Origin of the sequence: Plebeiibacterium sediminum, from assembly GCF_026013605.1 — a bacterium.
GTDB classification, from domain to species: domain Bacteria; phylum Bacteroidota; class Bacteroidia; order Bacteroidales; family Marinilabiliaceae; genus Saccharicrinis; species Saccharicrinis sediminus.
In genome coordinates this window covers 1-17,567 of the sequence record NZ_JAPDPJ010000012.1, presented here as the reverse complement: position 1 = coordinate 17,567, position 17,567 = coordinate 1, and the positions used below count along the sequence as shown (strand labels likewise).

The following is a 17,567-nucleotide window of genomic DNA, read 5'->3' as shown; positions in this document are numbered from 1 at the left end:
CATGTTCTGGTGAGTTTCATAGAACTAATGAAAAAAAATAAACCAATGAAAAAAAACTTTTTATTCTCATTTATTATCTGTCTGCTGTTTAGTAGCTGTTCTGAAAGTAAGGATGGAACAGATGTAACAGATGATAGAATCGAGGAAACCACTTACTCAAATCCAGTGTATTCTTTAAGTATGCCTGATCCGTCAGTTATTAAAGGCAGAGATGGTTATTTTTATGTTTATGCAACAGAAGATACAAGACATACTCCAATATGTAAGTCAAAAGATCTTGTGTCATGGCAATTTGTAGGAACTGCCTTTAGTGAGGAAACGCGTCCTACGTTTGAGCCTAATGGTGGTTTGTGGGCACCGGACATCAATTATATTAACGATCAGTATGTCATGTATTATTCCATGTCTGTTTGGGGCGGAGGTAATACTTGTGGCATAGGAACAGCAACTGCAGCCCGTCCGGAAGGTCCATTTCATGATAATGGAAAACTATTCAGAAGTGATGAAATAGGAGTACATAACTCAATAGATCCTTTCTATATTAATGATGAAGGTAAAAACTATGTTTTCTGGGGTAGCTTTTTTGGTCTTTATGCTATTGAACTGACTGATGATGGTTTAAATATTAAATATGGCGCTGAAAAACAATTTATTGCAGGTAATGCATTCGAAGCAACTTATATCTATAAAAAAGACGGTTATTATTACTTGTTTGCTTCTGTGGGAACTTGTTGCGATGGAGTAAACAGTACTTACAAGTTAGTTGTAGGTCGCTCAGAATCGTTATTTGGGCCCTATGTTGACAGAGCAGGAAAGGATATGAAAAATAATGGCTATGAAATTATTCTTGATTCAAACGACAGGTTTGTTGGTAATGGCCATTGCTCCGAAATTATTACAGATGATAAAGGTGTGGAATGGATCCTTTATCATGGAATAGATGTTGAAAATCCCAACGGAAGAGTTTTACTGTTAGATCAGGTAAACTGGTACGACGGATGGCCAATTGTTGGTGATGGTAGTCCTACTTTAACCTCTGAATTACCATATTTTGAATAGAGTACAATCTTTATCGATTTAAAATTTATGTTAATCCCATAATTTAATTTTATGAATTTAAAAAAAACACTTTTATTAGGTTGCATATTATATTCCACATTAAATATTAATGCAGAATATAAATCAATTGTAACCAATGAGCATACACTTATACAGCAAGAAAAGATTCGTATTAATGGTACCATAATGGATTCTGAACGTACTCCTTTAATTGGAGTAATGATACGAATAAAAGGAGCTGAACTTAATGCAAATAATGCAACAACAACTGATGTAAATGGTAATTTTTACCTTGATGTACCAGATAAAGAATCTGTACTTGAGATTAATTATATTGGATTCAAAGCCAAAGAAATTGCAGTAGGGAATAATATTAACTTCAATATTATACTTGAAGAAGAAATAACAAACCTGGATGAAGTAGTAGTAACAGGATATGGTAGTCAGAAAAAAGCATCTGTGATTGGGTCCATAGAATCTGTTAAACCTCAGGATATTCAGGTTGGTTCAAGCAGATCATTGTCAAATAATTTAGCAGGTCAAATTGCTGGTGTTATTGCCGTTCAGCGTTCTGGAGAACCAGGTTACGACAATTCTAACTTTTGGATCAGGGGTATTTCAAGTTTCTCAGGAAATCAAAATCCATTAGTATTGATTGATGGTATTGAGCGCGATTTAAATAATATTGATCCTGCAGAGATTGAGTCGTTTTCTGTACTGAAAGATGCATCAGCCAGTGCGATGTATGGTGTTCGTGGTGCCAATGGTGTGATAATCATTAATACAAAGCGTGGACAGATTGGTAAGCCAACCGTTGATATCAGAGTGGAGCAATCCATTTCTCAGCCAACCAAGTTACCAGAATACATTGGTGCAGCTGATTATATGGAACTTTTAAACGAGTTAAAAGAAAATAAATCGCAATTACCATATACTCAGGATGAAATTTACAGAACACGAACAGGTTATGATAAAGATTTATATCCGGATGTAGATTGGCTTGATGCAATTACAAAAGATTATGCGTACTCTACCCGTGCTAATTTATCAGTAAGTGGAGGGTCGGATTTTTTACGTTACTCACTGGTTGGTGTATACTTTGGCGAGAAAGGTATTTTAGAAACAGATCATACCTTGCCTTATGATACAGGGATTAACCTGGACAGATATAATATGAGAGCCAATGTGGATATTGATGTTACTAAAACAACAACTTTACGAATGAACATTGGTGGCTATTTGCAACAGAGAAGAGGACAAAACTCCAGTACTGATGATACCTTTAATGCAGCTTTTACTACCAGTCCTTTTGCTTATCCTGCTCGTTATTCTGATGGAACCATCCCTGTGATTCCTAATCGATTGAATCCATGGGCTATGGCAACACAAAAGGGATATCAGAACATAACGAAATCACAAATTCAGTCGTTATTTTCAGTGGAACAAAGTCTAAAAATGATCACAGAAGGTCTTAAAGCCAAGGTTACCTTCTCATTCGACTCTTATGGTGAAGCAAAGGTAATCAGAGGAATGAATCCTACCTATTACAATGTTGCCAGTGGTAGAGATATTGAAGGCAATTTACAACATACAATTCTATCGTATGGAGATGAATCATTAGGTCATAAAAAAGAAGCGGAATACGGAAATAAAAGAGTGTATTTTGAGGCTTCAACTACCTACAATCGTCTTTTCAACGGAGTTCATGATGTAGATGTTTTATTCTTGTATAACCAACAGAGTTATGACGATGGTAGTTATCAACCCTTTCGTAAACAAGGTATAGCTGGTCGATTATCGTACATGTACGATAGCCGTTATATTGCAGAAGTTAACTTTGGATATAATGGATCCGAAAATTTTGAAAAAGGAAAACGTTTCGGATTCTTTCCTTCTGCAGCAATCGGATGGTTAATTTCAGAAGAGTCGTTCATAAAAAATAGCATCAATAGTATAAACAAATTAAAGCTAAGAGCTTCTGTAGGTAAGGCTGGTAATGATGATATTGGTGGACGTCGCTTTGCCTATATGACAACGATTGATACGAAGGATTATGCCTATAACTGGGGTGATACCGGTCAAATAGAACGTAAAGTTATTAAAGAAGGTGAAACTGGTGTTCCTGATTTGAAATGGGAAACTGCCCTAAAATATAATGTGGGATTAGAAATTGGTTTATGGAATTCATTAGATATTCATGCCGATTTATTTAAAGAAGAGCGTAAGGATATTTTTATGCAACGTTGGTTAATTCCAAGTCAATCAGGTATTATAAACAATCCATGGGCTAATTTTGGAAAAGTAAAAAATGAAGGTTTTGAGTTTTCATTAACCTATAATAAAAAACTAAATGATAAGTTACAGATTGGTTTACGTTCTACATTTACCTACGCTAAAAATACAGTGTTAGAAAAAGATGAACCAGAATCAGTAAAAGGAACTTACCGTAGTATTACAGGTTTGTCTATGAATACGCATTGGGGACTTATTGCGGATCGTTTATTTACAGCAGAGGATTTTGATGCTGAAGGAAACTTAATCGAGGGTATTCCGGCACACAATGTGGGTTCTTCAAATATACGACCAGGGGATATTAAATATGTAGACAGGAATGAGGATGGTATGGTTACTGAGGAAGATGAAGGATTTATTGGAGGAACAGTTGATCCAAGAATGGTTTATGGTTTTGGAGGTAATATCAACTATAAAAACTGGGATTTAAATTTCTTTTTCCAGGGAATAGGAGATACGTATCGTGTTATTGGAGGAACAACAGATTTTCTACCGGGTAGTGGGCAAGGCTTATTAGGTAATGTGTTTTCAAACTATAATGATCGATGGACTGAGGATAATCCTTCACAAAATGTATTTTGGCCACGTCTTTCAGAAGCTCCAAACAGACACAATTACAGATCTTCAACATGGTGGAAAAAAGACATGAGTTTCTTAAGATGTAAAGTAATTGAGCTGGGGTATACAATTCCTAAAAGTTTAACAAGCAAAGCTGGATTGGCTAATGCCCGTTTATATGTAAGTGGAAACAATCTGTTTTATTTCTCCAAGTTTAAACTTTGGGATCCGGAATTAGATACAGGCGTTGGTTCTAAATATCCAAGTATGCGATCAATAATGCTTGGTGCAACAATCAATTTTTAACATTAATAGTAAAGTAAAAGATACGAAACCAGAGAATGATTTTTTGCTGAGCATAGATGTCTCTCTGGTAAGTTTAATGTTGTTAATGGATTATAAACTTAAAATAATGAAAAATACATTTTATATAATAGCTATCATTTTTAGCTTACTGTTTATTACCTCGTGTTCAGATTATCTTGAAAAAGAACCGGATACCGAGTTGGATATTGATATGGTTTTTCAAAATAAAACCAAAGTTGAAGCATGGCTTGCCGGTGTTTATTCCGGAATTCCTAATCCTGGTATAGACTGGCTTAACAGACATGGTTGGGAAATTTTTGGAGATGACCTTACCGCATCTAGCAGATGGCAGCAATGGGACTGGAAAAATCTACCTAAAATTTTTGGAGAATGGACTCCTAATACATCGTGGGATGGTAGTTACTGGAATCGTATGCCTCAAAATATTCGTCAGGCCTATATTTTCATGGAAAGGGTTAAAGCTTTACCAGATTCTGACTTACCTCAGTCTGAGGTTGATAATATGAAAGCAGAGTGCCGGTTTTTAGTGGCCTATTATTATTGGTTAATGGTTAAAACCTATGGACCAATACCATTTCAGCCAGATTATATTGTACCCTCAGATTTTGAGTTATCAGACCTAATGGTGGGCCAAACTCCATTTGATGAAATCATAGCGTATTTGGACAATGAAATGTTAGAGGCCTCTAAATTATTGCCTGCATCATATCAAAATATTGAAAAATATGGACGAGTAACATCAGTAATGTGTTTAACGATCAGGGCTAAAATGTTACTGTTTGCCGCGAGTCCCTTAGTAAATGGAAACGACTGGTATGTGGGTCATACCAATGATAAAGATCAGGAGTTGTTTAATACAACTTACGATCCTCAAAAATGGGTAAAAGCTGCTGAGGCATGCAAATTATTATTGGATCTTGCAGAAGCTTCAGGTTATCAATTATACAAAGTTTATAACGATGATGGTACAATAGACCCGTTTACATCACTAGAAAGTATGTGGTGGACTGGTTTTCAGGAAGGAAACAAAGAAATTTTATTTCCATACTCAAGAATACATGATGACGATAATTTCAAGTATTACTCAAGTAAAGCGATTACTCCAGAGTTTGGAGGTGGCGGTGGATTAGGTGTTTATCAAGGTTTAGTGGACGCTTTCTTTACTGAAAATGGATTGCCAATTGATGATCCGGAAAGTAATTATGTTGAAAATGGATTCTCAGATTCAAAAGAGGTGCGTAATACTGCCTGGAAAGGTGGAACTGGTGTAGAAGGAGAAGTAACATTTTCAGGTACTTATAATATGTATTGTCATCGTGAGCCTCGTTTTTATACAGCTGTGAGTTTTCATGGAGGGTGGTATCCATTGGCAAACAGAAAGTACGATTTCTTAAGAAATGGTTTAGATAATAATTATACTCACGATGCACCTCAAAACGGATATTTGGTACGTAAGAAAATTTATCCAACAGATAGTCCAAAAACAGGAAGCTGGAAATGGCGACAGGTATTTCTTTACCGTTTGGCTTCATCATACCTTGATTACTGTGAAGCTGTAAATGAGGCTTATGATACAAGATCAGCCAGAGAGGATGCATTGGTTTATCTTAATATGATCAGAGAGCGTGCAGGAGTAAGAAAATATACACTGGATGCCGTATCTCTTAATGATCCTAATTTTATTACAGTTGCAGATAATCAGGATGCGATGCGTGATATCATCAGAAGAGAGCGTAGAGTAGAGCTTTGTGCAGAAGGTACACGATGGGATGATATCCGTCGCTGGAAAATTGCTGATCAGTTGACTGAAGTATCCGGAGCTTGTTATGGAATGGACTTTAGCGGTACTAATACAAGTGAATTTTTCAACCGTACAGTATTTCAAACCCGAGTATGGAAAAATGCATATTATTGGTTCCCAATCTACATCGATGAAATTAATAAAAACCCGAATTTGACCCAGGCTCCGTTTTGGGAATAATCAGACTTTAAATTTATCAAGTATTGAAACGACCATGATATAAAAATTATGGTCGTTAAAAGAGAGGTAAAAATTAAAACTTAAACATATGAAACAAACATGTAAATTTGATTGTCCAAATTCACACACTAGTGGATGATTAAATTTATTTGTGAGTTCCATATGGCCAATGAAAATAAATTATTATCATATGAAAAAGATCTTAAAACAAATATATCCATTACTACTTCTGTTATTAACCATAGTAAGTTGTAATGAAGATGCTGAGTATTATACACTCAATACTCCTGAAGATCAAATGAATTTGGCAGCATCACAGGAGCGTGTGGTATTAGAAAAAGTAAATGAAACCCAGGATGCTATCACTTTTACATGGAATAAAGCAGCTGATCGTGATATTGATACTGAATTGGTTTATTATTTCAGATTATACCATGCAGAAATGAATGCCTTACAAAGCGAATTAATTCGTGTTGGTAAAGATGCTTCTTCTATTACTTTAAATGTTCGTGAGTTAAATAACATTTTAAACTCATGGGGCGTACTTCCTGGAGAGGAGGCAACTGTAGAAGCTGAAGTGTTAGCTGTAGCAGAAGATGCCCCTCAATACATAAAGCCTGAGGTATCTAAAACGCAGTTTAATATTATAGGTTATGACTCTTCCAATAAATTATATCTAACTATTGAAGTTGCAGGACAAACACGAAGCATTTCTATGGATGCAGTAGGCGAAGATGTTTTTAACTGGAATGGAGAGATGAATACCTGTAATTTTTGGTTTGTTAGAAATTCTGTAGATGGTATTCCAGCTTATCTAAAAGGCGATACAGAAAATTCTATAGTTTATTCAAACACAGCACAAGGAGAAAAGTTTGTGGCAGACAGATACGGAGCATATGATATTACAGTTAATCTTAAGGAGTTAACAGTTGAAATTACCATGTCTCCAATAAACCGATTATTCCTTATTGCATCAAAAGACGGAAATGAAACAGTTATTTCATTGAGCGAAGCTGAGTTAGGCTCAGATACTTATTATTTGCGTCAGGAGTTTGAAGAAGGTACACAATTCAGATTTTCACGTAATGAGGATGCAACATGGCCAGCGTATGCTAAAGGAAGCGATGAATCTACATTGGAATTACAAGAAGAGGGAGCTGAAATGTTTACGGTTAACAAAACTGCTACATATGTAATGACAGTAAATGTAAATAATCTATCATTAATCTTTTTAGATGTTTATGTGCCACCAACAGGGGTTGTTGCAGTAGTTGGTGATGCTGTTTCAGATGCGCTTTGGGATGCTGGTAGAGCTGTAAATAATTGTAGCCTGGTACAGAGAGATGTTATTAATCATCCTGAAGTAATTAGTTATACAGGTAGATTTGAGTACCATGCCTCAGGAACAGAAAATGCCTTTAAGTTTGTTGGTGATCCAAATTGGGGAAATGGTTTATTTGCAGTCATTGCAAATTCTAATCCATTAAATGAAAATGAGCAAGCTGTAACAACTGATGGTTCTGGTGATAAAAAATGGAAGCTTCAAGATGATTTTGTGAATGGTATCTATACTTTAGAGATGAATCTTAATACCATGAAGATAAATCTGATTAAGCAGTAATATGTTATTCCAATACATTCCTTAAATAAATAATAAAATCCTTTCATCGTCTTTTTGCTATTAGGCGGTGAGAGGATTTCTTTTATGCACCACAGTCCTCAGCATACCAATTACAACATATTACACTACATCTTTTATATCTCAACTTGTTATATGATGTTTTTCTATGATTTATGGTTGAGATTTATTCAACGTCATTAGACGAAAATTTGTTGCTTGTATATAGTTGATGTATAGTGAAGATGTTGATTGTTAGGTTTGTATTGTGTTTTTTTGAAAGTATGGATATTTGACATTATAGTATACTTGATGTTTTTTAACTGGCTGAACTTTTTATTCATAAAACTAAACAGAAGCAGGTAGGATTTATAGCTAGGTTTGATATGTAAAATCCATTAATGACATGAACTTTAATTGACTCATTAACGAAAGTCATTTAAAACAACATGGTTACGTTGTTCCGTGTCGTTCAGTTGGATGTATACAAATACTATTAAAATTATTAACTAAATTCTTTGTTTATGAAATTATTAAATTCTAATCTGGTTATTGTTGTATCGCTAGTTGCAAATGTTCTTCATTCAAAGCGAGCTATCTGGTTATAAAGTTGTAATTGATAAAGCATTGTTTAGATCTCAGTAAACTGATTTTCAGATTTTAAATATCCCAAAGTAGCATTAAAAATCTGGATGATAACAAAATAATAAATCCTTAAAAATGATATTAAAATTATTATCAAAGAAAAGTTTTCTTGTACTCTTAGCCTGTATAGTACTGTGTTCGTGTGCAAATAAACAAAAGACTGAACATGGATTGGAATTCCGGGCTCCGGCTTATCCTTTAATTACAATTGATCCATATACAAGCGCATGGTCAACTTCTGATCAGTTATTCGACTCGCCGGTAAAGCACTGGACAGGTAGAAACTTCTCATTAATTGGAGCCATGCGTGTGGATGGTCAAATATATCGTTTTCTGGGTAAAGAGGAAATACCACTAAAGCCTGTGGTTGCAAGTGCTAAATATGAACCATGGAAAGGAAAATATATAAACAAGAAACCAAAGCAGGGGTGGGAAAAGCAAAATTTTAATGACAAGTCATGGAATACCGGAAATGCTGCTTATGGTACTGCACATTTTGGTGAAACTTCTACAGTTTGGGATTCTCCAGAAATTTGGGTACGAAGAAAATTTACAATGGATGAGATCAATAATAATTATGATTATTATTTGATTTATTCACATGACGATGATTTGGTTTTATATCTGAATGGAACAGAAATCGTAAATACTGGTAATAGAGCTAAAAGTAATGTAACTACTAAAATAGATAAGCAATTATTAAATCTAAATGGAGAAAATGTGATTGCAGCACATTGTACGGACAGAGGAGGTTTAGCTTATCTTGATTTTGGTATTTATACAGAGAGCAATCAGAAACCTGTATTTGAAAATTGTGCCGTACAAAATAGTGTGAAGATTACTGCAACTCAAACCAAGTATAATTTTACTTGTGGTCCGGTGGATTTAAATGTTGAGTTTGTATCTCCTTTGCTTATGGATGATTTAAATCTGTTGTCAAGACCCGTTAATTATATCAATTATAAAGTGAATGCCAATGATGGACAATCACATAAAGTTGAGGTTTATTTTGATGCAACACCTGAATGGGCTGTTAATGATTTGAGCCAGGAAGTTGAAGTAGCTAAAGGAACGTCCGGAAAAGTTAGCTTTGCAAAGGCAGGCACAACAGAACAACCCATTCTTAAAAAGCAGGGTGATGATTTACGTATTGACTGGGGCTATTTTTATTTAGCTGGTTCTAAACCCCAAAACATTGCGATTGGTGATTTCCACAATGCTAAAAAGTCTTTTACAGATAATGGCAATGTTGCAGCCGAAAAAGAGCATATTCAAACAGTTATGACGAAACAAATGCCTGCACTTATTTATACCAATCAATTCGAAAGTGTAGGTACTAAATCTGAGTCTGGATATGTTATGGTTGCATATGACGATATTGAATCCATACAATATTTTGGCGAGAATCTTAAAGCATGGTGGACAGAAGGTGGAAATGTTACTTTCGATCAGATTTTAAAATCAGCAAATAATGATTATCAAAGTGTGATGGATCGTTGTGATTGTTTTGACGAACAGATATACAATGAAGCATTAAAAGCAGGAGGTGAGAATTATGCCAGGATTTGTATGCTGGCTTACCGACAGGCTATTTCAGCACATAAATTGGTAAAAGATACTGAAGGTAATACTTTGTTTCTTTCAAAAGAAAACTTTAGTAATGGATCAATTGGTACTGTTGATGTAACTTATCCTTCAGCTCCATTGTTTTTAAAGTACAATACTGAATTACTTAAAGGGATGCTGAATCCAATTTTTTATTATTCTGAAAGTGGAAAATGGACGAAGCCTTTTGCTGCTCATGATGTGGGTACTTATCCTAAAGCCAACGGACAAACTTACGGTGGAGATATGCCGGTTGAGGAGTGTGGTAATATGTTAATACTTACTGCTGCCATTGCATCTGCCGATCAAAATGCTGAATATATTAAAGAACATTGGGAAGTATTAACTCAATGGGTTAAATACCTGCAGGAAAAAGGACTTGATCCGGAAAACCAACTTTGTACAGATGATTTTGCAGGGCATTTTGCTCATAATACAAATCTTTCGGTTAAAGCAATTATGGGAATAGCTTCCTATGGTAAAATGGCAGAAATGTTAGGTGAGAAAGAACTTTCGGAACAATATATTAACGAGGCAAAAGGAATGGCTGCTGAGTGGGTTGAAATGGCTACTGACGGCGATCATTTTAAATTAACTTTTGATCAACCGGGAACATGGAGTCAGAAGTATAATCTGGTTTGGGATAAAATTTTAAATCTGGGCATCTTTCCTGAAGAAGTATCTCAAAAAGAAATTAGCTATTATCTGAAGATGCAAAATAAATATGGATTGCCATTGGATAGCCGCAGGACATATACAAAATCAGATTGGATTGTGTGGACAGCAACATTGGCAAAAGATAACGAAACCTTTGAGCAATTTATAGATCCACTATATGATTATGTTATTCATACTCAGGATCGGGTTCCAATGTCAGATTGGTATGAAACAACTGATGCGAATCAGGTTGCTTTTCAGGCGCGATCAGTGGTAGGTGGTTATTTTATTAAAATGTTGGAAGAGTAATCATTAAAAAAAATCAATTAAGAGAAACTAATTATTAATTAAGCAGAGGTGTGGTGACTAAGTTTTAGGATTTAGTATCAGGTATTATTGGTGTGAGTTTATATCATACTCACACCAATAATCAATTTGCGTTTAGGAAAATCTACAAATAACAGATTTAAGTTAAGCCTGACATCATTAATAGCCTCCAATATATCAGAATAATATTTACAATAATTTTCAATAGGAGTAAGTCATGAAATTTATTTATATGCCTTTATTAACGGCGCTGTTACTTTTTATATCGACTATAGGTTTTGCACAATCATCTTTTCTAATAGATAAGGATGTTGCCATGTTTTATCCTTCAAATTTTGATTCGATAAAAAATCTTCCTTCGTTTATTTTACTGGAAGAGCCAACAAAAATGGGTGATTTGCCTGAGAATTGGTCTGTCATTCCTGAATTCTATAAAGAGGACGGTAAAAGTTGCGCTAAGATTGTATGTGAGAATGGAACGAGTTTATATGGTACCGGAGAAGTTACCGGACCCTTATTAAGAAATGGACAAACAACAGAACTTTGGAATTGTGATAATCCTGCATACGGGTTGTTTGATGGAAAAAGATTATATCAATCACATCCCTGGGTGATGGGGGTAAGAAAAGATGGTACTTCTTTCGGATTAATATTCGATAATACCTATAGACAAACCATAACTACCAATCAAACCATAACTGTTAAATCTGATGGTCCTGAGTTTAGAGTGATCGTAATTGAAAAAACTACGCCTGCTGAAGTATTACAGGAACTAGCAGAATTATCAGGAAACATGCCTTTACCTCCAATGTGGTCGTTAGGATACCATCAGTGCAGATTCTCTTATGAACCTGATTCAAGGGTAAAAGAGGTAGCGGATGGTTTTCGTTCCAGAGATTTGCCGTGTGACGTAATGTGGATGGATATTGATTATATGGACAAATACAAGGTATTTACTTTTGATCCGGTAAAATTCCCTGATCCCAAAGGTCTCAATGATTACTTACACGATAAAGGTTTTAAAGCCATTTATATGATAGATCCTGGTGTTGCTTATGATTCAACTTATCATGATCAAAACCTAAAAGAGTCTTTTTATTTTGTGTATAAGCAAGGAGCAGACGGAAAGCATTTTGTAACTACAAAGTCGGGTGAAGAGTTTCATGGTAATGTGTGGCCGGGAGCTTGTGCGTTCCCTGATTTTTTAAGTCCTGATACCAGAGAATGGTGGGCTTCATTATACAAAGATTTTATGGCTACCGGCATTGATGGTGTATGGAATGATATGAATGAACCATCGGTTTTTGGAGGTCCTGAAGGAACTATGCCCGTGGAAATGATACACAAAGCTGGAGGAGGTGTACCTGAAGATACGCATGCCCGATATCATAATGTGTATGGAATGCACATGATAAAAGGAACCAGAGAGGGAATTATGGATGCCAATCCGGATAAAAGACCTTTCGTTCTTTCGCGATCTAATTTTTTAGGTGGGCATAGATATGCAGCTACATGGACCGGAGATAATATGGCATCATGGGAACATTTAAAAATGTCTATTCCAATGTCTATAAACCTTGGTTTATCAGGGCAGTTATTTAGTGGTCCTGATGTGGGAGGATTTTGTGAGAGTGCTACTCCAGAACTTTTTGCACATTGGTTTGCTTTAGGAACATTTTATCCTTTTTACCGAGGACACACCATTAAGGGATCTGTTGATCACGAACCCTGGTCTTTCTGTCCGGAAGTTGAAAATGTAGCCCGAAAATCGCTTCATAGAAGATACCGTTTATTACCCTATTTATATACGGCTAATTATGTGGGTTCAAAAACAGGAATGCCTATTATGCAACCTGCCTTTTTTGCCGATTTAGAAGATCAAAGCCTGCGCGATGAGGATGAAGCATTTTTGTTTGGGTCAGATTTACTGATAATACCTAAATGGGCTGATAATCCATCTTTACCAAAAGGAAATTGGAGAAGTATTTCAATTTGCGGAGAAGACAGTAAAAACGATCAATATCTTCCTGATGTAAGAATGAAACCAGGATCAATTGTTCCTTTAAGCAAAATAATTCAAAGTACAGATGAATATTCAACAGATTCCATTACTGTTTTAATTTCAACAGATTTGGAAGGTAAAGCTTTGGGACAAATGTACAACGATGATCTTGATGACTATCAGTATTTAGAAGATGGATATTCAATCACAACTTTTAAAGCAAATACAAAAAAAGACCGATTAAATATTTCCATTGAAAAAACAGAAGGTAGTTATTCAATCAAAAATACTGTTTACCGAATAGGTATTGTAACAGACAACAGCATTGTTTATAACGATTGGTCAGATAAAACCAGTTATACCTTTAAAAATATATCAGAGATCATGGAAGGTAATTAATGAATAGCCCTTAAAATCAGCTTGAAACAAAATCAATAAATACATGAATAAAATTCAAAAAATATTATTGGCCGGTATGTTTGTTCCAACACTTCTGTTGGCTCAGGCACCGTCGGCTAATAAGGCGCCTAAAAAGGATAAACAATTATACACTGTTGCCTATAGTCACCTGGATACAGAATGGAATTGGGATTATAGAACTACCATAGATGAGTGTATTAAAAATGTGATGACAGAGAATTTTTATCTGTTAGAAAAATACCCGGAGTACGTATTTAGTTTTACGGGCTCAAGGCGTTATCAAATGATGAAAGAATATTATCCGGAGTTGTATGCCCAGGTAAAAGAATATATTTCAAAAGGAAGATGGTTTGTTTCGGGTTCATCCGTTGATGAGGGTGAGGTAAATGTATCTTCGTCAGAATCCTTGATTCGTCAGGTATTGTATGGCAATCAGTATTTTAAAAAGGAGTTTGGTAAGGAGAGTGTTGATTATATGTTACCCGACTGCTTTGGATTTTTAGCCAACTTGCCAACCATCTGGCATCATTGCGGATTGTTGGGATTTTCAACTCAAAAATTAACCTGGCGATCAGCTGTTGGTGTACCTTTTAACGTTGGTGTGTGGAACGGCCCGGATGGAAAAGGAATTATAGCTGCACTTAATGCCACATCATATACCAGTCGTGTTGAGCCAAGGTTAGATCAAAGCGAATATTGGAACAAGCGTATTGATGAAAATCAAAAGAACTATGGTTTTCAATTCGATTACAAGTATTATGGAGTTGGTGATATGGGCGGTGCACCTCGTGAAAACGATGTAAAAAATGCAGTAGAAAGTTTACACAATGATGATGGTTCGATTGATGTATTATTGACATCATCCGACCAAATGTATAAGGACATTACGCCCGAAATAAAATCAAAACTGCCTGTTTATTCAGGAGATTTGCTATTAATAGAGCATAGTGCCGGCTCTTTAACTTCACAGGCTTATATGAAACGTATCAACCGTAAAAATGAGTTGCTGGCCAAATCTGCTGAGCAGTTGGCCGTGGCAGCAAATATGGTTAATGGTACAGCTTATCCAACGGAGAAAATTAATAAATCATGGGATTTGGTTTTAGGTTCTCAGTTTCATGATATTTTACCGGGAACCAGTATTCCAAAGGCTTATGAATATGCCTGGAATGATGAGTTTATTGCAGCAAATGGATTCTCTGAAGTCCTAAAAAACAGCGTAAACGAAATTGTAGGAGAGATGAATACCCAGTCGAAAGGAAAAGCTGTTGTAGTCTATAATTCTGTTGCTTATGAACGCGAAGATATTGTAACTGCAACGCTTTCCTTTGATGAGGTTCCTGAAAATATTGTTGTTTATGATGGAAATCAAAAGCCATTAGAAACACAAATTATTGGAAGAGAAGGTAATCATGTAACTTTTATTTTCTTAGCTAAGGTTCCTTCTTTGAGTTTAAATGTGTTTGATGTTCGCACCACTAAAGCATATGAAAATGTACAAGGTCAATTAAAAATAGCATCCCGTTCCATTGAAAACGAGTATTATAAAATTCTGTTTGCCGATAATGGCGATATGTTAAGTATTAGAGATAAAATCATTGGCAAGGAGTTATTGGTAGAACCAGCTAAACTGGAGTTTCAGCATGAATCGCCAAAGGAATGGCCTGCCTGGAATATGGATTGGGACGACAGAATCAATCCTCCGATTGATTTTATGGATGATAATTGTCAAATAAGCATAATGGAAAATGGCCCTGTCAGGGTTTCTTTAAAGATTACACGTAGCGGACAAAATTCTGAAATTACCCAAGTGGTAAGTCTTTCTGCAGGAGAAAGTGGTAAGCGCGTTGAAGTTAGCAATGACATTAACTGGCAAAGCAGAGGTGTGAGTTTAAAAGCCGCATTCCCGTTGACTGTTAGCAATGAAAATGCAACTTATAACCTGGGAGTAGGAACACTCGAAAGAGGAAATAATAAAGAAAATCAGTTTGAAGTTCCTGCTAAACAATGGTTCGATTTAACAGATCAATCAGGTAAATATGGGGTTACTATTTTGGAGGATTGTAAGTATGGATCGGATAAACCTGCTGATAATAAATTGAGGTTAACCCTGATGTATACTCCGGAAACGCATAATTGGTATAAAGTTCAAAATTCTCAGGACTGGGGACGTCATCAATTTCGCTATGGCATATATGGTCATACCAAAGATTGGAAAGAAGCCAATTCTGCTATTCAGGGAGAATGTTTTAATCAACCATTAATAGCATTTGAAGCTTCATCGCATAAAGGTAAATTGGGTAAATCCTTTTCGTTGATGTCGGTAAAATCACCAGCCGTAGGTGTTATGGCAGTAAAAAAGATGGAAGATTCAGATTATTACCTTGTTCGCGTTAAAGAAGTAAAAGGAAAAGATCATAAAGTGGCCTCCTTAAATTTTGCTTCAGAAATTGAAGATGCCTATGAAGTTAATGGTCAGGAGACAAAGATAGGTGATGCTTCTTTTAATAATAAGGAGTTGTCATTTGATTTAAGCCACTATACCATAAAGAGTTTTGCAGTTAAGCTAAAATCGGAAAGAGGCAATACTGTAGAATATCAACAATCGATTGATTTGCCATATAATCAGGATGTCATCTCATGTGATCATAATCGTCACGATGGAGATATGACTTGGGGCTGGTCTTTTCCAGCAGAGCTTATCACAGATACAGTTATTAGTGAAGGTATAAAATTTAAAATGGGTAGTATCGAAGATCAAAAGGCAAATGTTGTAAACTGCAGGGGTCAAGAGCTGGCATTACCTAAAGGTTATAACAAAATTTATATTCTGGCGGCGGCAGATGATGTTACTGAAGCTACCTTTAAATTAGGAAATAAAGAAGAGAACCTGAGTATTCAAAATTGGACAGGATATATTGGTCAGCATTATAACAGAAATTTTGCTCAGGATGGATTAACCGTAACAGATGTTTCAGATGCTTACGTAAAAACAGATAATATTGCCTGGTTTGCTTCTCATTGTCATCAGTCTTATCCTTCAAAAAATAAGTCGTACCAGTATTGCTATATGTATAAATACGCACTTGATCTTCCCAAGGGGATTCAGTCGATTCAATTGCCTGATAATCCAAAAATTAAAATCATGGCTATAACAGTTAGTAAAGGAGAACCAGAAAATGCAGTTCCTTTGCAGCCAATTTATGATGATTTTAAAAAGGATAAAGCTTATGTAATCAAAAAATAAGAACGTATTAGTTTTTTCATAGATAAATTAAGTCTACTTGTTAACATGAGGTTGTTCAAATTAATTTGGGCAGCCTCTTTTTTAGCTTTAGAGAATACGGTATTCGAATAAATTTAGTGTGAAGATATATGGTATCGAATCTTAATGTTTTAGTAACTATTAAACCAAGATATTTGGTCAGTATGAATGCTAAATTTGGCGAATTTAAACACTTTAAAGTATCGTATATATTGAGTCTGAATAATTTTAATATGTTGTTATTAGTCATGAGGTCAGATATTTATAGAGTCTGTATTTGTGACAAAAAAGTATACCTGTAGGTTTTTACTAAAACTGTACTATTTATTCAGATAACTAAACTGTGATAAACAAAATTTCTAAATAGGTTTGCTCAAGAATCTTGGGGTAACAAAATTATTCAGGTAATCATTAAATAATATTACAACAAAATGAAGATTTAGAATTCACTGAATTCAACAAATTAAATTGCGATAGAACATTTTTGATTTTAAAATAATAAATGAGGAGAATGAAGAAAAAATATTTTGGTTTAAAGGCATGTCTAATACTATCAATTATATCAATTGGCGAATTAAAAGCTCATGATATAGTTATGCCTGTGGATAATACAAATGTAGCGGTTAAGGTAAAGGAGGAAATTTTTCAATCACAAAGACCGGCTAAAGCAGATCGTTTATTTGTATCTAAAGTAATTGATAAGGAAATCATTCGGGTTAAAAAGTTATTAACTAATGCAAAGCTTGCCTGGATGTTTGAGAATTGTTTTCCAAATACCTTGGATACTACGGTTCGGTATAGAAAAACAGAT

General features: G+C 35.2%; 8 protein-coding genes. All 8 read left to right on the top strand.

The annotated features are described in order from the left end of the window. Positions 1–45 precede the first annotated feature (45 nt). Positions 46–1,059 carry a family 43 glycosylhydrolase gene (locus tag OM075_RS07365; RefSeq protein ID WP_301189845.1) on the top strand — a complete coding sequence of 338 codons (1,014 nt, stop codon included), beginning with the start codon at positions 46–48 and terminating at the stop codon, positions 1,057–1,059. Positions 1,060–1,110: 51 nt separating this feature from the next. Further along, positions 1,111–4,215 (top strand): SusC/RagA family TonB-linked outer membrane protein, encoded by a 3,105-nt coding sequence (locus OM075_RS07360; protein ID WP_301189844.1) that lies wholly within the window; start codon positions 1,111–1,113, stop codon positions 4,213–4,215. A 106-nt stretch (positions 4,216–4,321) separates the two neighbouring features. Next, the gene (locus tag OM075_RS07355) at positions 4,322–6,217 is read left to right on the top strand and encodes a RagB/SusD family nutrient uptake outer membrane protein (protein WP_301189843.1); all 1,896 of its coding nucleotides are present in this window, start codon (positions 4,322–4,324) and stop codon (positions 6,215–6,217) included. Between the two features lie 190 nt (positions 6,218–6,407). Next, complete coding sequence (locus tag OM075_RS07350) at positions 6,408–7,838, top strand: SusE domain-containing protein (RefSeq protein ID WP_301189842.1); 1,431 nt, start codon at positions 6,408–6,410, stop codon at positions 7,836–7,838. A gap of 717 nt (positions 7,839–8,555) precedes the next feature. Further along, positions 8,556–11,051: a glutaminase domain-containing protein gene (locus OM075_RS07345; RefSeq protein WP_301189841.1), complete on the top strand. Its 2,496-nt coding sequence runs from the start codon at positions 8,556–8,558 to the stop codon at positions 11,049–11,051. A gap of 235 nt (positions 11,052–11,286) precedes the next feature. Beyond that, on the top strand, positions 11,287–13,470 hold the full coding sequence (locus tag OM075_RS07340) for a TIM-barrel domain-containing protein (RefSeq protein ID WP_301189840.1): 2,184 nt from the start codon (positions 11,287–11,289) through the stop codon (positions 13,468–13,470). Positions 13,471–13,513: 43 nt separating this feature from the next. Beyond that, positions 13,514–16,738 carry an alpha-mannosidase gene (locus OM075_RS07335; RefSeq protein ID WP_301189839.1) on the top strand — a complete coding sequence of 1,075 codons (3,225 nt, stop codon included), beginning with the start codon at positions 13,514–13,516 and terminating at the stop codon, positions 16,736–16,738. A 529-nt stretch (positions 16,739–17,267) separates the two neighbouring features. After that, on the top strand, positions 17,268–17,567 hold a 300-nt coding region (locus OM075_RS07330; protein ID WP_363321557.1), incomplete at its 3' end, for a glycoside hydrolase family 125 protein.